General features: G+C 69.5%; 19 protein-coding genes. 14 read left to right on the forward strand and 5 right to left on the reverse strand.

All coding sequences use genetic code 11. The features are described from left to right. Nucleotides 1-12: 12 nt before the first annotated feature. Nucleotides 13-1,518, forward strand: a complete 1,506-nt coding sequence (locus tag ACWGSM_RS09275) for a sulfatase family protein (protein WP_452322629.1) — start codon at nucleotides 13-15, stop codon at nucleotides 1,516-1,518. On the opposite strand, the gene ACWGSM_RS09280 is transcribed toward ACWGSM_RS09275, so the two are convergent. The 4 genes from ACWGSM_RS09280 to ACWGSM_RS09295 are packed head-to-tail and all read right to left on the reverse strand — an operon-like array spanning nucleotide 1,451 to nucleotide 6,457. After that, entirely contained in the window at nucleotides 1,451-2,914 is a 1,464-nt protein-coding gene (locus ACWGSM_RS09280) for a sulfatase family protein (RefSeq protein ID WP_452322630.1), read from the reverse strand. The genes ACWGSM_RS09275 and ACWGSM_RS09280 overlap by 68 nt on opposite strands. After that, nucleotides 2,911-4,326 carry a sulfatase family protein gene (locus ACWGSM_RS09285; RefSeq protein WP_452322631.1) on the reverse strand — a complete coding sequence of 472 codons (1,416 nt, stop codon included), beginning with the start codon at nucleotides 4,324-4,326 and terminating at the stop codon, nucleotides 2,911-2,913. Before ACWGSM_RS09285 ends, ACWGSM_RS09280 begins: the two co-directional genes overlap by 4 nt. After that, on the reverse strand, nucleotides 4,323-5,318 hold the full coding sequence (locus ACWGSM_RS09290; protein WP_452322632.1) for a Gfo/Idh/MocA family protein: 996 nt from the start codon (nucleotides 5,316-5,318) through the stop codon (nucleotides 4,323-4,325). Before ACWGSM_RS09290 ends, ACWGSM_RS09285 begins: the two co-directional genes overlap by 4 nt. Before the next feature lie 14 nt (nucleotides 5,319-5,332). Continuing rightward, on the reverse strand, nucleotides 5,333-6,457 hold the full coding sequence (locus ACWGSM_RS09295; RefSeq protein WP_452322633.1) for a GntR family transcriptional regulator: 1,125 nt from the start codon (nucleotides 6,455-6,457) through the stop codon (nucleotides 5,333-5,335). A gap of 230 nt (nucleotides 6,458-6,687) precedes the next feature. Here ACWGSM_RS09295 and ACWGSM_RS09300 point away from each other — a divergent pair, with 230 nt between their 5' ends. The 10 genes from ACWGSM_RS09300 (at nucleotide 6,688) to ACWGSM_RS09345 (ending at nucleotide 17,283) form a co-directional block, all read left to right on the forward strand. Then, complete coding sequence (locus tag ACWGSM_RS09300; protein WP_452322634.1) at nucleotides 6,688-7,980, forward strand: ABC transporter substrate-binding protein; 1,293 nt, start codon at nucleotides 6,688-6,690, stop codon at nucleotides 7,978-7,980. Then, nucleotides 7,977-8,936: a carbohydrate ABC transporter permease gene (locus ACWGSM_RS09305; RefSeq protein WP_452322635.1), complete on the forward strand. Its 960-nt coding sequence runs from the start codon at nucleotides 7,977-7,979 to the stop codon at nucleotides 8,934-8,936. Before ACWGSM_RS09300 ends, ACWGSM_RS09305 begins: the two co-directional genes overlap by 4 nt. A gap of 8 nt (nucleotides 8,937-8,944) precedes the next feature. Beyond that, nucleotides 8,945-9,868, forward strand: a complete 924-nt coding sequence (locus ACWGSM_RS09310) for a carbohydrate ABC transporter permease (RefSeq protein ID WP_452322636.1) — start codon at nucleotides 8,945-8,947, stop codon at nucleotides 9,866-9,868. Then, nucleotides 9,868-11,256, forward strand: coding sequence for a sulfatase family protein (locus ACWGSM_RS09315; RefSeq protein ID WP_452322637.1), 1,389 nt, complete (start codon nucleotides 9,868-9,870; stop codon nucleotides 11,254-11,256). Before ACWGSM_RS09310 ends, ACWGSM_RS09315 begins: the two co-directional genes overlap by 1 nt. A 107-nt stretch (nucleotides 11,257-11,363) precedes the next feature. Further along, nucleotides 11,364-11,720: a VOC family protein gene (locus tag ACWGSM_RS09320; RefSeq protein WP_071642173.1), complete on the forward strand. Its 357-nt coding sequence runs from the start codon at nucleotides 11,364-11,366 to the stop codon at nucleotides 11,718-11,720. A gap of 118 nt (nucleotides 11,721-11,838) precedes the next feature. Then, nucleotides 11,839-12,798 (forward strand): EamA family transporter, encoded by a 960-nt coding sequence (locus ACWGSM_RS09325; protein WP_452322638.1) that lies wholly within the window; start codon nucleotides 11,839-11,841, stop codon nucleotides 12,796-12,798. Between the two features lie 111 nt (nucleotides 12,799-12,909). Then, nucleotides 12,910-13,569 (forward strand): GntR family transcriptional regulator, encoded by a 660-nt coding sequence (locus tag ACWGSM_RS09330; protein WP_452322639.1) that lies wholly within the window; start codon nucleotides 12,910-12,912, stop codon nucleotides 13,567-13,569. Further along, on the forward strand, nucleotides 13,566-15,092 hold the full coding sequence (locus ACWGSM_RS09335; protein ID WP_452322640.1) for an MmgE/PrpD family protein: 1,527 nt from the start codon (nucleotides 13,566-13,568) through the stop codon (nucleotides 15,090-15,092). Before ACWGSM_RS09330 ends, ACWGSM_RS09335 begins: the two co-directional genes overlap by 4 nt. A 92-nt stretch (nucleotides 15,093-15,184) precedes the next feature. Continuing rightward, on the forward strand, nucleotides 15,185-16,096 hold the full coding sequence (gene prpB, locus ACWGSM_RS09340; protein WP_452322641.1) for a methylisocitrate lyase: 912 nt from the start codon (nucleotides 15,185-15,187) through the stop codon (nucleotides 16,094-16,096). Then, entirely contained in the window at nucleotides 16,093-17,283 is a 1,191-nt protein-coding gene (locus ACWGSM_RS09345) for a bifunctional 2-methylcitrate synthase/citrate synthase (RefSeq protein WP_452322642.1), read from the forward strand. Before prpB ends, ACWGSM_RS09345 begins: the two co-directional genes overlap by 4 nt. A gap of 189 nt (nucleotides 17,284-17,472) precedes the next feature. Here ACWGSM_RS09345 and ACWGSM_RS09350 read toward each other — a convergent pair whose 3' ends face one another. Then, nucleotides 17,473-18,291 carry an aldo/keto reductase gene (locus tag ACWGSM_RS09350; RefSeq protein WP_452322643.1) on the reverse strand — a complete coding sequence of 273 codons (819 nt, stop codon included), beginning with the start codon at nucleotides 18,289-18,291 and terminating at the stop codon, nucleotides 17,473-17,475. Nucleotides 18,292-18,449: 158 nt separating this feature from the next. On the opposite strand from ACWGSM_RS09350, the gene ACWGSM_RS09355 reads away from it, so the two are divergent. From ACWGSM_RS09355 to ACWGSM_RS09365, 3 genes are all read left to right on the forward strand, one after another. Continuing rightward, nucleotides 18,450-18,596, forward strand: coding sequence for a hypothetical protein (locus tag ACWGSM_RS09355; protein WP_452322737.1), 147 nt, complete (start codon nucleotides 18,450-18,452; stop codon nucleotides 18,594-18,596). A gap of 7 nt (nucleotides 18,597-18,603) precedes the next feature. Next, nucleotides 18,604-18,798 carry a D-arabinono-1,4-lactone oxidase gene (locus ACWGSM_RS09360; protein ID WP_452322644.1) on the forward strand — a complete coding sequence of 65 codons (195 nt, stop codon included), beginning with the start codon at nucleotides 18,604-18,606 and terminating at the stop codon, nucleotides 18,796-18,798. Nucleotides 18,799-19,108: 310 nt separating this feature from the next. Continuing rightward, entirely contained in the window at nucleotides 19,109-21,805 is a 2,697-nt protein-coding gene (locus tag ACWGSM_RS09365) for a family 43 glycosylhydrolase (protein ID WP_452322645.1), read from the forward strand. The last annotated feature ends 79 nt before the right edge of the window (nucleotides 21,806-21,884 follow it).

Here is a 21,884-nt window from a genome sequence, read left to right on the forward strand (position 1 = left end):
GAGGAGAAGGTGTTGAATCCTCTCGTCCTGACCGCGTTGACTGGCGGGCATCCGAGCCAGGAGGCCGCCTTGCCGCATCGCCCGAACATCCTCGTCGTCATGGCCGACCAGTTCCGCGCCGCATCCCTCGGCGTCGCCGGAGAGGACCCGGTGCACACCCCGCACCTCGACGCCCTCGCCGCGAGCGGGCGCGTCATGCGTCAGGCGGTGAGCGGGTACCCGGTGTGCAGCCCGCATCGCGCGATGTTCCTCACGGGCATGCGGCCGCAGCTGAACGGCGTGACCTTGAACGTGAACTCCGAGAGCGCGCAGGACGGCGTCGGCCTGCGCGACGGACTGCCCACCTGGGCCAGCGCCCTGCGCGAGCACGGGTGGCGCACCGGCTACATCGGCAAGTGGCATCTCGAGCCGCCGGTCGCCGACGACGAGCGGTTCGGCGAGGGACGCCGCGACGACGGCAAGGTGTGGGATGCCTGGTCACCCCCGCACCGGCGCTTCGGCTTCGAGTACTGGTACTCGTACGGCGCGGCCGACCGTCACCTCGCACCCCACTACTGGACGACCGACGCCGGCCGGGAGCAGCGGGTCGACGTGGACGAGTGGTCGGCCGAGCACGAGATCGACGTCGCGATCGAGTTCGTGCGGGATGCCGGCGACGAGCCCTACGCGCTGATGGTCTCGCTCAACCCGCCGCACCAGCCGTTCGACCAGGTCCCCGATCGCTACCGCACGCGCTACGCCGGCCTCGACGAACGCACTCTGCTGAACCGCCCCAACGTGCCGCACGGCACCGCCGTCGCGTCCGAGGCCGCGGCGGTCGCCCGCGACTACTTCGCGGCGATCACGGGTGTCGACGAGCAGGTCGGACGACTGACATCCGCCGTCGCCGCACAGAACACGACCCGGCCGACGGTGATCCTGTTCACCTCCGACCACGGGATGCAGTTGGGCAGTCACGCCCTGATGTACAAGAACGTCGCGTACGAGGAGTCGATGCGCCTGCCGCTGATCGTGCATGCGCCCGGGCTGGTCCCGGCGGGGGAGTCGCACACCGTCGTGGACTCCCTCGACTTCGCGCCCACCATCCTGGGCCTTGCGGGTGTCACCGCGCGCGACGCTCGCGTCGCCGGCCGCGACCGCTCGGATGCGCTGCGCGGCGCGCCCGACGCACCGGCATCCGCCGACGACGACGCGACGCTCTACACCCGCTTCGCCTCGCGGTCGGATGCGAGCAGCGTGCGCGGGCTGCGCACGCGCACGGCGAAGGTCGTCGCGACCTGGCATCCGGCCTCGGGTCTGACGATGCAGTTCTTCGACCTCGTCGCCGATCCCTACGAGCTCGACGACCGCCCCGACGACCCGCGTGCCACGGCGCTCGCCGGACGGCTGAACGACGAGCTCGAGCGCGCGGGCGACGAATGGGAGGGCGCCGCAGCCCTCGTCGACGTGCTCAGCCCTCGGGCGTCTGGTCGACCGGCAGCCCCACCCGCGCACGCCAGCGTTCGTGCGCGCGGGTGAGCTGAGCGACCAGCCGCGGACGGCGGGAGGCGAGATTGTCGCGCTCGCCGGGGTCACCGGAAAGATCCGTGAGGATCAGCCCGTCGCCGGTGCTGGTGTGCTCGACCTCGCGCACGTACTCGGCGGTCGGGCTGTCGCCGGTCACCGAGAGCAGCTTCCAGTCGCCACGGCGCACCGCCCACTGCCAGCCGCAGTCCCAGTGCAGCTCGCGGATGCCGCTCGTCGCATCGTCGGACGCCGCGGTGTCGGACGATGCGGTGTCGGACGCCGCGGTGTCGGACGTCTCGGCGTCGGCCTGATCGGCGAGCAGCGCGCGCAGGTCGCGTCCGTCGTCGTCGGCGTCGGCGGGGAGCCCCGCGGCGGCGGCGAACGTGGCCGCGAGATCCAGTGCGCTCACCGGCTCGCCCACCACGGTGCGGGCCGCGGCGACGCCGGGCCAGCGCACGAGGAACGGCACGCGGATGCCGCCTTCCCACAGCGTGTACTTCGTGCCGCGCAGCGCGCCGTTGTCGCCGTAGTTGCACTGCGATCCGCCGTTGTCGGTGAGGTAGACGACGATCGTGTCGTCGGCGACGCCTGAGGCGTCGAGGCTGTCGAGCAGGCGACCGATGGCCCGATCCATCAGCTCGAGCTGCGCAAGGTAGAAGGCGCGCCCGTCGGGCAGATTCGGGCTGATCGCCCCGTCGTACCAGTCGAGATACTCGGACGCGCCCGGATGCCAGTCGCCGGGGCTCTCCAGGCCGCGAGCGGCCAGCTCGTCATCGGGCAGCTGCCAGCAGAAGTTGTGCACGGCGTTGAAGGCGACCATCGCGAAGAACGGCTGCTCGCCGGCACGGCGCTCGATGAACGCCCCCGCCCGGTCGGCGATCTCGTCGGTCGTGAAGCCGTCGAACTCGACCGGCTCTTCGCCCGACCAGAACGGCTGCACCCCCATCGCCTCCGCGGCCTCGCCGTACGCGGCGACCGCGTCCTCGCTGTGGTGCAGGTAGTGCAGGCGTCCCATCGACTGGCCGGCGAGGCCGTAGAACGACTCGTCGAAACCGTGGTGCGGTGGTGCGCCGCGATCGGCGGCGGTCTCGTCGCCGTAGTGCACCTTGCCGAAGTACCCGGTCGCGTAACCCGCGTCGCGAAGCCGCTCGGCGATGGTGGGGACGCTGCCGATGTGGGCCGAGTCGAACCACAGTCCGCCCCAGCGCTGCTGGTACTGCCCGGTGATGAGACCGGCACGCGAGGGCGAGCAGATCGGCGCGGTCACGTACGCGTCGGTGCAGGTCGCCCCCTCGGCCGCCAGGCGGTCGAGCACCGGCGTGCGCACCCCGGGCGTACCCTGGGCGGAGCGATCGGCGTACCCGTGGTCGTCCGAGACGATCAGCAGGATGTTCGGGCGGCGGGTCATGGGGCTCCATCCCATCCGGGCGGCGCGAAGGCGCCCAGGGGGTCGTCGTCGAGGGCGCGGGTCTGTCCGGCGCCGAACACCGGCAGCCCCCGGCCGTCCACACGCGGATCCGCGTGTTCAGCGAACCATGCGTCGAGCATCCGGCGCATCCCCGCCAGTTCGGCGGCGTGCGCGGGATCATCGGCGAGATTCACCCGTTCGCGCGGGTCGGCGACGAGGTCGTACAGCTCGTGCGGGCCGTACGGATGCCGGTGCACGTACTTGCGCTCGGCGGTGCGGATCATGCGGACGGGGCCGTACTCGCTGTGCACGACGACGGGACGCTGCGGCGCGCTCGGCCGCTCTCCGCGCAGTGCCGGCGCGAAGCTGCGCCCCGGACCCTGCTCGAACCGCTCGGGATCCAACCCGAGCAGCTCGAGCAGGGTCGCGGGCAGGTCGTACGCGCTGCGCAGCTCGTCGTGCACCCCACCCTCGGGCCGCACTCCCGGGCCCGCGACGATGAACGGCACCATGACCGACTCGTCGTACATGTTCATCGGGAAGGTGCCGTTGCCCTTGCCCCAGAAGCCGTGCTGGCCGCAGCTGAACCCGTTGTCGCTGAGGAACACCACCACGGTGTCGTCGACGATGCCGTGCGCATCCAGCCGGTCGAGCACCCGGCCGATCGCCGCGTCCATCGCCGTCACCGCGGCGAAGTAGCCGATCAGCGCCTCGCGGGTGTCGGCTTCGCCGCCGATCGGCGCGCCCTCGAGCGTCTGCAGCCAGGGATGGGGCTGCTCCTGCGGGCAGGTCTCGAACGCGCAGCCGCGATAGAGATCGGTGAACTCCGCGGGATGCTGACCGGCGAACGGCTTGTGCGGCGCGGTGAAGTTCAGAGCCAGGAAGAACGGGGCGTCGTGCTGCTGCTCGGCATCGAGGAACGCGATCGCATCGTCGGCGATCACATCGGTGAGGTAGTCGGTGACGTGCTCGGTGCGGCCGTCGCCGGTGTGCATCACCGCGTCGTGGTACGGGCTGCCGCCACCGTCGAGGGCGTACCAGTGCACGAAACCGCGACGCGGCACGTCACTGGCCCCGAGGTGCCACTTGCCCGACAGGCCGAGGCGGTAGCCCGCATCGGCGAGCGCATCGGTGAGGGTCGGCATCCCCGCAAGGTGATCGCGGCTGCCGTGCCCGGAATGGGATCCGTCGAGGTAGTCGTGCACACCGTGCGCGGAGGGGATCCGACCGGTGAGCAGGCTGGCGCGGGCCGGCGAGCACACCGGGGACGCGCAGAAGAAGCGGTCGAGACGGATGCCGCGCGCGGCCAGCCCGTCGAGGACGGGCGTGCGGATCTCGGCATTGCCCGCGGCGCCCAGCGCCCACGGGCCCTGGTCGTCGCTGACGATGAGGACGAGGTTCGGCCGGGTCACGTCAGCGCATCCGCGTCGGCGAGCAGCAGCGCGGAGCCGTCTTCGGCAGAGCGGTACGCCGCGAGGACGAGCTCGACCACGTGCCGGGCATGCGCGATCGGCACCGTGGGCTCAGCCCCCTGCGCGACGCGCCGGAAGTCCGCGAGCTGCGCGGTGAAGGCGCTCTGGATGTCGTCCGGGTGGGTCCGGTGCACCAGCTGCGAGCGGCCGTCGGCGTGCACGGTGGTGCCGTGCCGCGGATCGACCTCGATGATGCCGCGGTCGCACACGATGGTGAGCAGGTCGCTGCGGGTCGCCGGGTCGCTGAGCACGACGATGCTCACGGAGACCCCGTTGTCGAGGCGCAGCATCATCGCACCGTCGGTTTCGACCGCCGAGCCGAAGCGGTTGACCGTGGTGGCGAGCATCTCGACGGCGCGTCCGCCGCCGAACCACAGCGAGCGGTCGATGCAGTGCCCGCCGATGTTCATCAGGGCGCCGCCACCGGCGATGTCGGGGGAGAAGAACCACGGCGAACGGGTGCCGGGGCGGTAGTCGGTGCTGCGGTTGTCGCGCACCATCCGCACAGCGCCCAGCTCGCCCGAGGCGAGCACCTTCGCGGCGGCGACCTTCTCGGGCAGGTAGTGCTGGATGTGCCCCACCGTCAGGGCGACCCCCGCGCTCTCGCACGCGGCGATCAGGCGGTCGCAGTCCTCGAGGGTGGTGGCCATGGGCTTCTCCACCAGCACGTGCGCGCCGGCGGCCGCGGCGTGCGCGGCGATCGGCAGGTGGGTGGAATGCGGGGTGTTCACGATGACGGCATCCACCGCTCCCGACTGCAGCATCGCTCGATGATCGGTGAAGACGGCCGCGTCAGGGCATCCGGAGGCCACCCTGCGGGCGGCGGCCTCGTCGATGTCGCAGACGGCGGTCAGCTCGACGCCGTCGACTGCCGCTGCTGCGGTGCAGTGGTACGAGGCGACCGCCCCGGCTCCGATCAATCCGATCCGCACGTGTGTCTCCTCTATCAATCCTGGTGAAGTGCGCTCGCGCCGCATGAGCGACGGATGACGATGCGCGGCCGCAGCCGGATCTGGTGCAGCGGGCATTCGTCGCCCTCCACCAGCCGGCGCAGCATGACGTCAGCGGCCATGCGGCCGATGCGGTACTTGGGCGGGGCCACGGCGGTGAGCGGCACCTCGGCGAGGTCGGCCACCTCGTCGTCGTACGAGACGAGAGCGATGTCGTCGGGGATGCGCACCCCCGCCCTGCGCGCGGCACCCTGCAGCAGGGCGGCCTCCCGGTCGCCGAACACGAGGGCGGCGGTGGCCCTGAACTCGCGCAGCGCGGTGAAGGCCGAGGAACCGGAATCGGATTCCCACTCCTGCTTCGTCTGCGCGAACTCGAGCCCCCCAGGCAGTCCCAGATCGGCGACGGCGCGGTGGTAGCCGCGCACGATGCCGAACTCTGTGACGGTGGCCGACCGCGTGAGAAGGGCGATGCGCGAATGGCCGAGGCGGGCCAGATGAGCGATCGCGTCGTAGGCGCCGCCGGCGTGATCCGAGCAGACGTGCTCGGTGGTGTCGGCGGGCCCGCCGTCGGCCAGGCTGCGCTCGACGAGCACCACCGGCACAGGCAGCGCCATGAGCTCGTGGGCGCGGGCCAGCGGGTCATCCAGCCCGGTGAGCGTGGGCGCCAGGATGAGGCCGTCGACGCCGGCGTCCATCAGCGACGCGATCGCGTCGTCTTCGCGCTCGGGCTGATACCGGTAAGTGGCGAGCTGCAGCGAGGCGCCCGCTGCCTGCAGCGATTCGTCGATGCCCTGCAGCACCCGCGGGTAGTACAACTGGGTGTCGGGCAGCAGCACCCCGATGCGCCGACGGGTGCGCTCCTCCCGCGGACGCATGTGCGCGACGAAGCTGCCGGCGCCCTGGCGGCGCACGACGATCCGCTCGGCCACCAGCTCGTCGAACGCCCGACGCACGGTGGTCAGCGACAGGCCCGTCTCCTTCGACAGCTCCTGCTCGGTGGGCAGCTTCTGACCTGCGGTCCAGGTGCCGGCCAGAATGCCGCGACGCAGCTGATCGGCGAGGAGCTCGAACTTCAACCCTCGCGTTTCCGCGTCGCGCACCGCTGCACGCTTTCCGGCCATGCCGATCCCCTCCGTCGTTCTTCCTTTGATTCTTCGGCCTACGAAGAGAGGAATAAAGACGTATTCCTCGATTCCTCTCCTCTGCTCACGTCGTCGGCGACCGGTGTTCCGCCCCGTGAAGGAAGCGAAACCGAAACTGATCTCGGAATACTCATTGAATACTCTTGTATCGAGGGGCGAAAGTCGACCCATGCAGGCAACGATGCCGCGCACAGACGAAAGGAAATCCGATGGCGAAGATCCGTAAGGTCACAGCACTTGCCCTCATCGGCGCGGTCGCGCTCACCGCCGCCGGATGCTCGTCCGCGTCAAGCGGCGGATCCAGCGACTCCGGGGAGTTCACCTACTGGGCGATGTGGAAAGAGGGCGAAGCCCAGCAGAAGGTGGTAGCCCAGGCCATCGCCGACTTCGAGAAGGAGACCGGCATCGAGGTGAACGTCCAGTGGCAGGGGCGCGACAACCTCAAGAAGACCGTTCCCACGCTCAACACGAACAAAGTGCCCGACCTCGTCGACGGCTCGTTCGCGAAGACCGCACCCGTGCTGGCCGAGACCGGTCAGGCAAAGCCCCTCACCGAGGCGTACGCGGCCGACGTCGACGGCGACACGGTGTCTTCGCTGATCCCCGAGGCGTATCTCGAAGACGACGTGCTCACGGTGAAGGGCGAGGACGCCCCCTGGATGCTGCCCTACTCGCTCACCAGTGACGCGATCTGGTTCAACAAGGCCGCGCACCCCGAGCTCGTCGACAACGCCCCGCAGACCTGGGACGACTTCCTCGCGACCATGGACGAGATGAAGGCGGCGGGCGAGACGCCGATCGCCATCGACGGTGACGTGGCCGGCTACAACGCCTACTGGTACACCTCCGCGATGGTCGGCCTGGCGGGCCCCGGCTCGCTGCGCGAGATGGCCGCCGACAAGACCGGTAAGGCTTGGGACGACCCCGAGGCGCTCGAAGCCGCGCAGATGATCGAGGAGCTCGTCAACGGCGACTACTTCGTCGACGGGTACAACGCCAGCAAGTGGCCCGCGCAGCAGCAGGTCTGGGCTGACGACAAGGCCGTGATGCTCTTCAACGGCACGTGGATCCCCACCGAGACCGGCCCGTACGCCGCCGACGGCTTCGAGTACTCGTCGTTCCCGTTCCCGACGCTGGGCGACAGCGCGCGCGCCGACTTCGTCGGCTTCGCCGTGCCGGCCCGCGCGAAGAACGCCGAGAACGCACAGAAGTTCGCCGCGTTCTTCCTGAACAAGAAGTACCAGGACGCCCTGGGCAACGACGCCAAGATCATCCCGATCCGCGCCGACGCCGCCGTGAGCGAGGAGATGTCGACCGTCAAGGAGGCGCTCGACGCCGCGGACTCGTACTACATGCAGAACGACGGCATCAGCTTCCCCGGCTACACCGAGAAGCTGCTCTGGCCCGCGCTCAGCGACCTCGTGCTCGGCAAGACCGACGCGAAGACGTTCGTCGAGACGATGAAGACGGGTCAGATCGACTACTGGGAGCAGAACTCGTGACCGACGTCGCCCTGGCGCCTGCCGCACCCCTCCCCGCCGCCCGTCGCGGGCGGCGGGGAGGGGGCAGCACGATCGATCAGGCGCGCCGCCGCCTGTTCGTGCCGTTCGTCGGCCCCGCCTTCGTGCTGTACACGATCCTGTTCGTCGTCCCCTCGGTGTACGCGATCTGGATCAGCTTCAACAAGTGGGCCGGTGCCGGCCCCATGGAGTTCGTCGGATGGGGCAACTACGTTCGCCTGTTCAACGACAAGCTGTTCCTGCGCTCGTTCGGCAACACGCTGCTGCTGCTCTTCGTCGTCGGGCTCGCGATCTTCGTGATCGCCTTCGCCCTCACGCTGGTGCTGCGCGACATGGCGGGCAAGAAGATCGCCCGCTCGGTGATCTTCTTCCCCCACCTGGTCAACGCGATGATCTTCGGCGTCCTCGCCGGGTTCATCTTCAACCCCGGCGGCCTGGTCAACACCCTGCTCGGCGCCTTCGGCGTCACTGATCCGCCCGCCTGGCTCTCGCAGGACAACCTGTTCCCGCTGATCATGGTGATGATGACGTGGATCACCACCGGATACTTCACCACGATCCTCATGGCCGGCGTCGACCGCATCCCGCCGTACTACTACGAGGACTGCGCCCTCGCCGGCGCGAACGCGTGGCAGCGGCTGCGTCACGTCATCCTGCCGCTGACCTGGGACGTGTTCGGCACCTGCGCCGTGCTGTGGACGATCTCGTCGGTGAAGATCTTCGAGATCATCTGGATCTTCGGCGGCTCGACCGGTGCGGGCATGCCGCCGACGCAGACCTGGACCACCGCGGTGTACACCTACGTCACCGCCTTCTCCGGCGAATCCGTGCCCGCCTACGGGGCCGCATCCGCCTCGGCCGTGCTGTCGCTCGCCCTCGTGTCGGTGCTCGTGCTGCTGCTGCGCCGCGTGATGAAGCGCGAAGCGATCGAATTCTAGGAGACATCGTGACTGCGACACTCACCGAAGACACCACCCGCACCCTCGTGGTGCCTCCCGAGCATCGCCGCCCCCGTCGCCGCAGCGGAGCCGCGATCGGAAACGACCGCAGCGTGATCCGCGGGATCGGCCTGGTGCTGCTGTGGGCCTTCGTCGTGCTCAACGTGGCGTGGATGGTGTGGATGGTCATTCAGGCCTTCCGTGACACCCGCTCGATCCTCGCCGAGCCGTGGGGGATGCCCACCTCGCTCGACCCGGTGAACTTCGTCACCGCCTGGACCGTCGGCGACTTCGCGACGGCGACGATGAACAGCGTCGTGACCACGCTCGTCTCGTCGTTCCTCACCGTCGCGCTCGCCGCTCCCGCGGCGTACTATCTGAGCCGCGTCGAGAACCGGCTCACCAACTCGCTGACGATGTACTTCGTGCTCGGGCTCGGCATCCCCGCCCAGGTGATCGTCATCCCGCTGTTCGTCATGCTGAACGAGGTGTACCTCACCGACAGCCTGATCGGTCTCAACCTCGTGTACATCGGCGTCTCGATGCCGTTCACCGTGTTCCTGCTCACGGCGTTCTTCCGCTCGCTGCCGATCGAGATGGAGGAGGCCGCGGCTCTCGACGGCACGACCGCCTTCGGCACTTTCTGGCGCATCACGCTGCCTCTGGCCAAGGGCGGCATCCTCACCGCCTTCGTGCTGCAGGTCATCTCGCACTGGAACGAGACTCTCCTGGCGCTGACGCTGCTGCAGTCCACCGAGAAGTACACCCTGCCGGTGGCGCTGATCTCGTTCATCCAGCAGCAGACGTACTCCGGTGCCGACTGGGGCGGGCTGTTCGCCGGGCTCTGCATCGTCGTGCTGCCGATGCTGGCGATCTACCTGTGGCTGGGACGTCGCCTCACCGAGGGGCTCACCCTCGGCATGGGCAAGTGATGACGGCCGCGGTGCGCCCGAACCTGCTCGTGGTGATGGCCGACCAGCTCGGCGCGCATGTCATCGACCGCGATGAGGGCTGGGTCGACACTCCGCACCTCGATCGGCTGCGCCGATCGGGGGCGGAGTTCACCCGCGCCGCCGTGACCTTCCCGCTGTGCGTGCCGTCGCGTGCGTCGCTTCTGACCGGGCGGATGCCGCACGAGCTCGGCGTCGTCGGCAACCGCACCGGCGCGGAGGCCGCGGAGCCGGGCGCGCGCTCCGACAGCATGGGGCACCTGCTCGCCGCCGCCGGCTACGACTGCGCCTACGCCGGCAAGTGGCACGCGATTTCGCCCAGCGCACCGCCCGACGCCGGTTTCGACGTGCTGCACCCCTTCGGCGATCGCGGTCTCGCCGACGCGGCGGTGGTCTGGCTGCAAGGCCGGGCGGATGCGTCGCGTCCCTTCCTGCTGTTCGCATCGTTCGACGATCCGCACAGCGTCTGCGAGTATGCGCGCCGCCAGCCCATGCCCTACGGCGACGTCGATCCCGGTGCGGTGCGCGATGCGCCGCCCCTGCCGGCGAACTTCGACCCGGCGCCGTTCGAGGCCGAGGCGGTGCGCTTCGAGAAGCACGCCGCGCAGCAGACCTACGGCACCGCGGGGTACACGCCCGAGGAGTGGCGGCAGTACCGCGCCGCCTACCGACGGCTCGTCGAGCGGGCGGATGCGCAGCTGGGGCGGATCCTGGATGCGCTCGACGACGCGGGCCTCACCGACACGACGCTGGTCGTCTTCACGAGCGATCACGGCGACGGCGACGCCGCGCACCGGTGGAATCAGAAGACGGCGCTGTTCGAGGAGTGCGTGCGTGTGCCGCTGATCGTGTCAGGGCCGGGCGTGGTGGCCGGACCGCGAACCGGCCCGGTATCGGCGGGACTGGACGTGCTGCCCACGTTGCTCGAGGCCGCCGGTGTGCCTGTGCCCGCCGCGCTGCATGGGCGAGCGCTGCCGTTCGCCGACCCCGCGGACGCCGGCGCGGCCGACGTCGATCCGATCGACGGCAGCGGGCATCCGCCTTCCGGGCGCATTGTCGGCGTCGAGACCCGGTTCGAGCGCGCAGACCCGCCACTCACCCGCGGCCGCGCGGTCTACCGCGGCCGGTACAAGTACACGGTGTACAGCTGGGGCCGTCATCGCGAGCAGCTGCACGACGTGGTCGCCGACCCGGGGGAACGCCGCAATCTCGCCGTCGAATCGACCTTCGACGCGGTGCGCGAGCAGATGCGGGCGAGCCTGCTGCAGTGGTGCATCGACACCGACGACCAGGAGTTCCTCAAGCTGGTTCCGCTGCCTGCCGCGGCCGAACCGGGCACGCAGGAGCGGATCTTCACCGTCCCCTATTGAGCCGCAGCATCCCGAGAGGCGCTTGGTGCGCCTGACTCGGGCAAGCCCTTGAACCGACGGCCACTCGGGCGCACAATGGCCCCGTCGACGGATGAGAGGACGAGGCAATGGCGCACGGAGACATCACGCACATCGACATCCCGGTGACCGACATGCGACGCGCGAGCGACTTCTACGGAACCCTGTTCGGCTGGAGCATCGCCGAGATGCCCGGTTTCGAGGGCTACCCCATGTGGCAGGCCCCGAACGGGATCTCCGGCGGCGGGCTGGCGCCGCGCTCGGAGGGCTTCACGCAACCCCGCTCGTACGTCGAGGTCGACTCGATCGACGACACGATCGCCGCGGCGACGCAGGCGGGTGCGACGGTGGCGCTGGACAAGAGCCCGATCACCGACACCAGCTCCTGGGCCGTGATCGTCGACCCCGACGGCAACCACATCGGCCTCTACGAGGGCACGACCTGACCCCTCCGCTACTGCTTCCGGTATGAGTTCGTGCCGCTCCAGCGCGATTGATGCGGCACGAACTCATACCCGAGCGAGAGGCGGCGCGCGGGTCGAGGCGGCGGTAGCCTCGGGGGTCATGGGATCAGCTACGCATCAAGCACGGCGCACCGGCGCGGGGCTCGTCGTCGCGCTCGGAGCGGCGCTGTCGTTCGGTATGTCGGGAGCGTGGGCGCGGGGCCTGATCGACGCGGGATGGACGCCGGGCGCGGCCGTCACCGCCCGCATCTGGGTGGCCGCTCTGGTGCTGCTCGTGCCCGCTGTGCTGGCGCTGCGCGGGCGGTGGGGTCTGCTGCGCCGCAACGCCGGCATGATCGTCGCGTACGGCCTGCTCGCCGTCACCGCCACCCAGTTGTGCTACTTCCAGGCCGTCGCGGTGATGGACGTCGGCATCGCCCTGCTGATCGAGTACACCGCGCCCGTCGCGGTGGTGCTGTGGCTGTGGCTGCGCCGGGGTGAGCGACCGACGCGGCGCAGCATCCTGGGCGCGGTCGTCGCATTCGTCGGCCTCGTGCTGATGCTCGATGTGCTCACCGGGGCGCGCATCGACGCCGGCGGCATCGTCTGGGCGCTGGCCGCGATGGTGGGCGCGGCGACGTACTTCGTGCTCTCCGCACGCGTTGACACGGGCCTGCCGCCCCTCGTGCTCGCGAGTGCGGGGCTGCTGCTCGGCGCCCTCGGGCTGACTCTCGCCGGCGTGGTCGGCGCGCTGCCCATGACCTGGACACTCGACGATGTCACCTACCGGTTCGGCACGGTGCCCTGGTTCGCGCCGGTGCTCGCCATCGGCATCTTCGCGACGGCGCTGGCGTACGTGCTGGGCATCGCCTCGACCCGCATGCTCGGCTCGCGTCTGGCGTCGTTCGTCGCGCTCGCCGAGGTGGTCGCGGCGATGCTGTTCGGGTGGATGCTGCTGGGCCAGCTTCCCGGGCCCGTGCAGCTGCTGGGCGGCGCGCTCGTGCTCGTCGGCGTGGTCGTGGTCAAGCTCGGCGAACCCGCCGTGGCGCAGCCGATCATCGAACCGCAGCCCTCCGCCTGATGGTCCGACCGTGCCACGGCGCGGGTCGCGCCGTGGCCGGTATGTATACGTAAAAGCCGTTCAACCCTAAATCAGTGGCCAATCGAGGCAGTTGTGTATACGCTGTCTCGTATGGGTACCGTCGTCGAACGCATCCGCGCAAGTGATCGCGCGTACGAAGCGCTGCTCGAGGAGATCCAGTCGGGCGCGCTCGCGCCTGGCGCCGTGCTCGCCGAGGTCGAGCAGGCCGCTCGTCTCGGCGTGAGCCGCACACCCCTGCGCGAGGCGTTGCGTCGCCTCGCCGCGGACGGTCTGGTCGTGCAGCAGTCGCCGCGCGTCACCGTGGTCGCGGGGCTCGACGCCGACGACATCCGCTCGCTGTTCGAGATCCGGCGGGCTCTCGAGGAGACGTCGGCCCGCCTCGCGGCACGGCGGGGGGATGCCAGTGCCTTCGCCGCTCTGGCCGACGAGTTCGGCCGCGTCGATCTCGCGAGGGCCGAGGGCCGTGACGCGTACTACGCCCTCATCGCCCGGCTCGACACCGACCTCGACGCCGCCGTCGGCAACGACTACCTCAGCTCGGCGCTGCGCACCGTCCGCACGCACCTCGTGCGGGTGCGGCGCATGGCGCGTGACAAGCCCGAGCGGCTCGCCGCCTCGGCGGCGGAGCACCAGCTGATCGCCCGCGCCCTGGCATCCCGCGACGGCGACCTCGCCGCGCACGCCACCCACGTCCACCTGCACAACGCTCTCGAGAGCATCCTGCAGTCCCTCACGGAAGGAACACGATGACCGTCAACCACCACGTCCGCGTCTACCGCTCGGAAGAAGAGCTGCCCCGTGAACAGCAGCTCGCCTGGAAGATCGCCCAGGTCGCCGTCGACCCCGTCGAGGTCGAGCCCGAGGTCGCCGACATGATCATCAACCGCGTGATCGACAACGCGGCGGTGGCCGCGGCATCGCTCACCCGTGCCCCGATCAACGCGGCGCGCGCACAGGCGTTCAGCCACCCGGTCTCGACCGGCGGCAAGGGCGGCACCGTGTTCGGCTGCCCGCTCGACCAGCGCACCAGCCCCGAGTGGGCGGCGTGGGCGAACGGTGTCGCCGTTCGCGAGCTCGACTACCACGACACCTTCCTGGCAGCCGACTACTCGCACCCCGGTGACAACATCCCGCCGATCGTCGCCGTCGCGCAGCACGTCGGATCCGACGGGCACGCGCTCGTGCGCGCCCTCGCCACCGGCTACGAGATCCAGGTCGACCTCGTGAAGGCGATCTCGCTGCACAAGCACAAGATCGACCACGTCGCGCATCTCGGCCCGTCGGCCGCGGCCGGCATCGGCACCCTGCTCGGGCTCGACGCCGAGACGATCTACCAGGCGATCGGCCAGGCACTGCACACCACCACCGCCACCCGCCAGAGCCGCAAGGGTGAGATCTCGACCTGGAAGGCGCACGCCCCCGCGTTCGCCGGGAAGATGGCCGTCGAAGCCGTCGACCGCGCGATGCGCGGCCAGACCTCGCCATCGCCGATCTACGAAGGCGAAGACGGCGTGATCGCCTGGATGCTCGACGGCAAGGACGCCTCGTACGAGGTGCCGCTGCCCGCACCAGGCGAGCCGAAGCGGGCGATCCTCGACACGTACACGAAGGAGCACTCGGCGGAGTACCAGGCGCAGGCGATCATCGACCTCGCCCGCCGACTGGGCACCGACAACCCCGCCCTGCGCGACCCGGCGAACATCGACTCGATCGTGCTGCACACCAGTCATCACACGCACAACGTGATCGGCTCGGGCGCCAACGACCCGCAGAAGTACGACCCCACGGCGTCGCGCGAGACGCTCGACCACTCGGTGCCGTACATCTTCGCCGTCGCACTGCAGGACGGTACCTGGCACCACGTCGACTCGTACACGCCCGAGCGTGCGCAGCGCCCCGACACCGTCGAGCTGTGGCACAAGATCACCACGGTCGAGGACCCCGAGTGGACCCGCCGCTACCACTCGACCGACATCACCGAGAAGGCGTTCGGGGGCCGGGTGGAGATCACCCTGACCGACGGCAGCACCGTCATCGACGAGATCGCCGTCGCCGATGCGCACCCGCTCGGCGCCCGCCCGTTCGTGCGCGAGAACTACATCCGCAAGTTCCGCGTGCTCGCGCAGCCCGTGCTCGACGCCGCCGAGATCGAGCGGTTCCTCGAACTCGTGCAGCGCCTTCCCGAGCTGACCGCCGACGAGGTGCAGCAGCTCTCGATCGTCGCGAAGAAGGGCGTCCTGGCATCCGCCGACGTTCCGACGGGGCTGTTCTGACTATTCTGACCCGCCTTCGAACCGCTCGACTGGCCGGCATCCGGCTGGATCTGCTGCCAGCTGAGCGGTTCGAAAGCTGAAGGAGGATCCCGATGCTGTACGCCACCACGCCTGCCCACGAAAAGCGCCGCGCGTTCCGCGCTCGGCTCGCCACCGGCGAGCTGCTGCGCTTCCCCGGCGCGTTCAACCCGCTCAGCGCGCGGCTCATCGAGCAGAAGGGCTTCGAGGGTGTCTACATCTCGGGCGCCGTTCTCTCAGCCGACCTCGGGCTGCCCGACATCGGCCTGACCACCCTCACCGAGGTCGCCGCCCGCGGTCAGCAGATCGCGCGGATGACCGAGCTGCCCGCCATCATCGACGCCGACACCGGCTTCGGCGAGCCGATGAACGTCGCCCGCACGATCCAGACGCTCGAGGATGCCGGTCTCGCCGGCGCGCACATCGAGGACCAGATCAACCCGAAGCGCTGCGGTCACCTCGACGGCAAGTCGGTGGTCGACGCGGATACCGCGGTCAAGCGCATCCGGGCCGCGGTCGACGCGCGTCGCGACGAGAACTTCCTCATCATGGCGCGCACCGACATCGCGGCCGTCGACGGGCTCGAGGCGGCGAAGGACCGGGCGAAGGCGCTGGTGGACGCCGGTGCCGACGCGATCTTCCCCGAGGCGATGCGGTCGCTCGAGGAGTTCGCCGCGATCCGGGATGCCGTGGACGTACCGATCCTCGCCAACATGACCGAGTTCGGCAAGTCCGACCTCTTCTCGGTGGAGCAGCTGCAGAGCGTGGGCGTGAACATCGTGATCTGGCCGGTGTCGCTGCTGCGCATCGCCATGGGCGCCGCCGGGCGGGCGCTCGATACCCTGAACGCCGAGGGGCACCTGACCTCGAAGCTCGGCGAGATGCAGCACCGCGCCGACCTCTATGATCTGATCGACTACGAGTCGTACAACCACTTCGACTCCGGAGTCTTCACCTTCACCATCGACCGAGGAGCGACCCAATGAGCGAATCCGAGATCAGGAAGGGCCTCGCAGGCGTCATCGCCGATTCGACGGCGATCAGCAAGGTCAACCCCGAGACCAACAGCCTGCTCTACCGCGGGTATCCGGTGCAGGAGCTCGCCGCGACGCAGTCGTTCGAGGCGGTGGCCTACCTGCTCTGGCACGGTGAGCTGCCCACCGCAGCGCAGCTGGCCGAGTTCCGCGCCACCGAGCGGAAGCACCGCGCGCTGACGCCCGAGGTCAAGGCCGCGATCGACGCGCTGCCGCTCGACTCGCACCCGATGGACGAGGTGCGCACCGCCGTCAGCGTGATCGGCGCCTTCGAGACCGCCGGGACCGGCAACGTGCTCGACGCGGTCGGCACCCCCGAGCAGAACCTGCAGCGCAGCCTGCAGCTGTTCGCGGTGCTGCCTGCGGTCGTCTCATACGGTCAGCGGCGGCGCCGCGGTCAGGAGATCATCGAGTCGCGTGACGACCTCGACTACGCCGCGAACTTCTTGTGGCTGACCTTCGGCGAAGAGCCGCACGACGCGGTCGTCGACGCGTTCAACCGCTCGATGATCCTGTACGCCGAGCACTCGTTCAACGCGTCCACCTTCACCGCACGAGTGATCACGTCGACGCTCAGCGACCTGTACTCGGCGGTCGTCGGCGCGATCGGCGCTCTCAAGGGGCCGCTGCACGGCGGCGCCAACGAGGCCGTCATGCACATCTTCGACGAGATCGGCTCGGCCGACCGCGTCGAGGAGTGGCTCGACGCGGCGCTCGCCGACAAGCGCAAGATCATGGGCTTCGGGCACCGCGTCTACAAGCGCGGCGACTCCCGCGTGCCCACCATGAAGGCCGCGCTCGACACGCTGGTCGAGCACTACGACCGGCCCGACGTGGCCGAGCTCTACGAGAAGCTCGAGAGCGAGTTCGTCGAGCGCAAGGGCATCTACCCGAACCTCGACTACCCGTCGGGCCCGGCGTACAACCTGATCGGGTACGACACGCTGACCTTCACGCCGCTGTTCATCGCCGCGCGCATCGTCGGATGGACCGCGCACATCCTCGAGCAGCAGGCCTCGAACGCCCTGATCCGTCCGCTGTCGGCGTACAACGGCGTCGACGAGCGGCACATCGAGCAGTACCAGCCCGACACCGCCGCGATCGACGTGCAGGAGCGTCCGGAGGAAGCCGCCGGCTGACGGCATCCGCTCTCGCGCGTGAGCTCGGGACTCAGACGTGGTCGCGCCAGGAGTGCTGCGGCGCGAAGCCGAGCACCTCTCGGGCGTGATCGATCGAGAGCAGCGTCTCGTTCGCCGTCAGGTCGCGGGTCACCGGCGCACCGGGGAAGACCTGGGCGATCAGCTCGGCGTTCGGCCGTGCGCGCTGGCCTATTGCCGGTCTCGTGGATGCGTGCCGGTGCGCTCGCCGGTTTCGAGGGCGGCGATGACCGCCATGTCGCGGTCGTCTAGCTCGAAGTCATCGAGGTCGAGGTTCTGGCGGAGGCGTTCGGGGTGGGTGGACTTCACGACGGCGGCCCCGCCGAGCTGCAGATGCCAGCGCAGCACCACCTGCGCGACCGAAACCGAGTGCTTCGCCGCGATGGTGAGAAGAGCCGGATCGTCGAGCAGCCGGCCGCGGCCGAGCGGGCTCCACGCCTGCGTGACGATGCCGAGCCCGGCATGCAGAGCGCGCAGCTCGTGCTGGGGCAGCCAGGGATGCGACTCGACCTGGTTCAGCGCCGGTGCCACACCGGTCTCGTCGACGAGGCGTCGCAGATCGTCGGCCTCGAAGTTGGCGACGCAGATCGTGCGCACGCGTCCTGCCTGCTGCAGGTCGATGAAGGCGCGCCACACGTCGACGAACGCGCCACGTGTCGACCGCGGCCAGTGGATCATGTAGAGATCGAGCGGGCCGACCCCCAGGTCCCGTTCGGAATCCGCGAAGTCGGCGAGCGCCTGTGCGCGGCTCTGCACCGGATCGCCCCAGAACTTCGAGGCGACCAGCAGCTCGTCGCGTCGCCCTGACGACCGGATCGCCTCGCCGAGCTCGCGCTCGTTGCCGTAGAACCGCGCTCCGTCCACCAGCCCGTAACCCGCATGGATGCCGGCGAGCGCCACCTCGGCGGTCTGCTCGATCGGGACCTTGTACAGCCCGAACCCGAGGGCGGGCAGCCGGGTGCCGTCGTTGAGGGGGAGCGTTCCTGGCATGCTGACATCCTGACACGAAGGCGTGTTATCGCGTCTCGCCCGCCTGGTCAAGCGTGTCCTGTCCCTGGCAGCTGCCGGAGTAGGAACGGATGCCGGGGCTGCGTCGCCCCGCGAGAAGGGGGAGCGCCATGGCTGCGTCCGTACGAAGAGTCGCGGAGGTGCGTTCGCTGGTTCCGGCGCGCATGGATCAGCTGCCGTGGTCGCGATTCCATTGGCTGATCACCGTCGGACTCGGCTTCTCGTGGATCCTCGATGGACTCGAGGTGCAGATCGTCGCAGCGAACGGCTACCTGGGGTCCCGATGAGGCGGCGGTGCGGGGGCTGCTGCCCGCGATCGAGGCGGCGCTGCCGAGTTCGGCCCGACCGCACTGGGGCAAGGTCTCGACTCTCGATGCAGCCGAGGTACGTTCGCGCTACCCGCGCTGGGACGATTTCACGGCGCTCGCCGCATCGTACGACTCGGACCGACGATTCGTGAACCGGCGCCTGGAGATGCTCGGACTCTGACGGGCGCGACGCGGCAGCGTCACGCGGTGATCAGGCTCTTGTGTTCCTCGTAGTGATACCGGTAACATCCGAGTCAGCTGGCCCCACTGCCGTGGCATCTGTCGTATCTCGAGGAGGAGACACCCCATCCACCGAACCCGGTGGCACGGTTTCAGCTGATCGCGACTCCGGTCGCCGGCCCGACCGGGCCGATCTTCCCCCACCTGCCGTCTCATGGCGCGCATCAGCGGCATCCCCTCATGCCGCTGCTCGAGCGCGCCCGCTCTTCGGCGAGCGCTCAGACGGCCGATGCACTAAGGAGTTCGTACACGTGAGAACACACGACAACCCTGCGCTCCGTCGGCGCCGATCAGCCCGGCGCTTGGCCGCGGCGATCGGAGTCACCGCGCTGGTCGCCTCATCGGCGACCGTCGTCGGCCAGGCCGCGTTCGCAGCGCCGATGACCATCCCCATGGCAGCGACCGCCGAGATCGAAGCGGTGCCGGGCAGCCTGCTGCCGGACGGGCGGTTCGCCGACAGCCTGAGCGGGTGGAAGAACACCCGCGGCGGCGAGCTCACGCTCACGACCGACGCTGCCAGCGGCTCGCATGCTCTCGCGGTGACGAAGCGAGAGAACACCCAGTCCGGGCCCTTCGCCGACGTCTCGGGCAAGCTCGAGGCCGGCGCGACTTACCGGATGAGCGGCAAGCTGAAGTACACCGAAGGCGAGGCGACGCAGCGCTTCAACTTCACCTTCTGCCCGACGAACTTCAACGGCTGCGCCGACTACGGTCACACCTTCGCCAAGGGGGAGTGGGGCTCGTTCTCGCAGGAGTTCACCGCAGAGGCGAAGCACGCTGACGCGAACTGGTTCTTCATCGAGACTCCGTGGGGTTCGAACGCACTGCAGGACTTCGCCGTCGATGAGATCTCGCTGATCAAGATCGCCGACGCTCCCGAGCAGCCGGCCTTCCAGGCCCTCGAGGACGTGCAGACCAAGCCGATCGGCGAGCACAACCCGCTCGTCGGCCACAAGTTCGGCGCCGACCCGCACCACCTCGTGTACAACGGCCGCCTCTACATCTACTCCACCGACGACACGCAGCAGTACGAGGCGAACAGCAAAGACGCCAACGGTCTGCCCACGCAGTCGAACGGCTACGGCGCCATCACGCGTCTCAACGTCATGTCGACCAGCGACATGGTGAACTGGGTCGATCACGGTGCGGTGCCGATCGCTCGCGAGGGCGGCGCCGCACCCTGGGCGCGCAACTCCTGGGCTCCGGCCGCGATCGAGAAGGACGGCAAGGTCTATCTGTACTTCTGCGACAGCGGCACCGGAACCGCCGTCGTCGTCGGAGGTTCGCCGCTCGGCCCGTGGATCGATCCGCTCGGCAAGAAGATCATCCCCGACACGGTCGACCGCGACTACATCGCCTCCGGCGGGTTCCCCGCAGGCATGTGGCTGTTCGACCCCGAGGTCTTCATCGACGACGAGGACGGGCAGGCGTACCTGTACTTCGGCGGAAACTCGCAGATCGGAACCGCCCCGAACGTGCAGGGCCCGCAGGACCCGAAGTCGACGCGAGTGGTGAAGCTGAAGGACGACATGGTCACGCTCGACGGCGACCCGGTCGAGATCGACGGCCCCGGCATGTTCGAGGCGTCCAGCATGTTCAAGCGAAACGGCAAGTACTACTACTCCTACTCCTCGAACTTCCAGGTGAAGGAAGAGGCAGGCAAGTACCCGAAGACCGGGGCGATCGCGTACATGATGACGGACGATCCGATGGATCTCCCGGCCTCGAAGTACGCGGGGGAGGCCTTCCTGAACCAGTCGACGTTCTTCGGCGCCGGCAACGGCGGCAATAACCACTCCGACATGTTCACCTACAAGGGCGAGACGTACTTCACGTACCACGCGCAGACACGCGGAGCCGCCTGGGCCGCCGCGTTCGGCAGCCCAGGCGCCACGCAGGGCTACCGCTCGGTGCACATCGACAAGCTGGAGTTCAACGCCGACGGCACGATCAAGCCCGTGAAGGGAACCCGCGCAGGCGTCGAGCAGGTCGAGGCGTTCGACCCGTACCGCACCTTCGAGGCGGAGACCCTCGCCTGGCAGCTGGGCATCACCACCGCGAAGACGGAGGCGGCCTCGGTCGAGTTCCCCGAGCACAACGGTGGGGGCAACCTCGTGGTGTCGTCGATCGACGAGGGCGACTTCACCGGGATCTCGGGGGTGGACTTCGGAGCCGGCGCGAAGACCGTGTCGGCGCGGGTGAAGCCGCTCTCCGAAGGCAGCAGCATTCAGGTCCGCCTGGATCAGCCGGACGGTCCCGTCGTCGCCACTCTGCCGGTGGACGGCGCGGTCGGCGAATGGGGCACCGTGCAGGCCGACGTCGATGGTGCAGCCGGGGAGCACGACGTGTTCTTCGTGTTCGCCGGAGCCGAGGGCGCGGAGGCCGGTGTCGACCTCATGGAGGTCGACAACTGGGCATTCACCGGTTCGCAGGACTCGGGACCGGGTGAGCAGCAGCTCACGGCGAAGCTGTCGGTCGACCAGGTCGCGGCGGGCGGATCGGTGACCGTCACCGCGTCGGGTGTCGAGGTCGACGAGGTCGAGATCGGAATCGAGAGCAGCTATCGCAAGCTCGCCACGGCACAGGTCCAGGGCGGCGCCCTCTCGGCGACTGTCGTGATCCCCGCCGATATCGAACCGGGTGCGCATCAGATCGTGCTGCGGGCCGACGGCGGCGAGCTGACTCGCCTGCCGCTGACGGTGACGGCCGCTGCCCCTGGCGGCGGCGACCCGGGTGACGGCGGTTCCGGCTCCGGCGGTTCGAGCTCCGGTGGTTCCAGCGCCGGCGGCTCGACGACAGCCGGCCCTGGCGGCGCACTGGCCACGACAGGAGCAGACGGATCGGGCAGCGCCCTCGCCGCCGCGATCGCCGCACTGCTGCTGGCTGCCGGCTCCGGTCTGTGGATGCTGCGCCGCCGCCGGTCCGAGGTGAGCGAGCCCACGGCCTGATCCTCGACCGCGCGTCGCGTTGCTGACACATCGGCCCGGTCGTGCCCCGAAAAGGGGCGCGGCCGGGCCGATCGCCCGA

This window comes from Microbacterium sp. NPDC055521, from assembly GCF_053619695.1.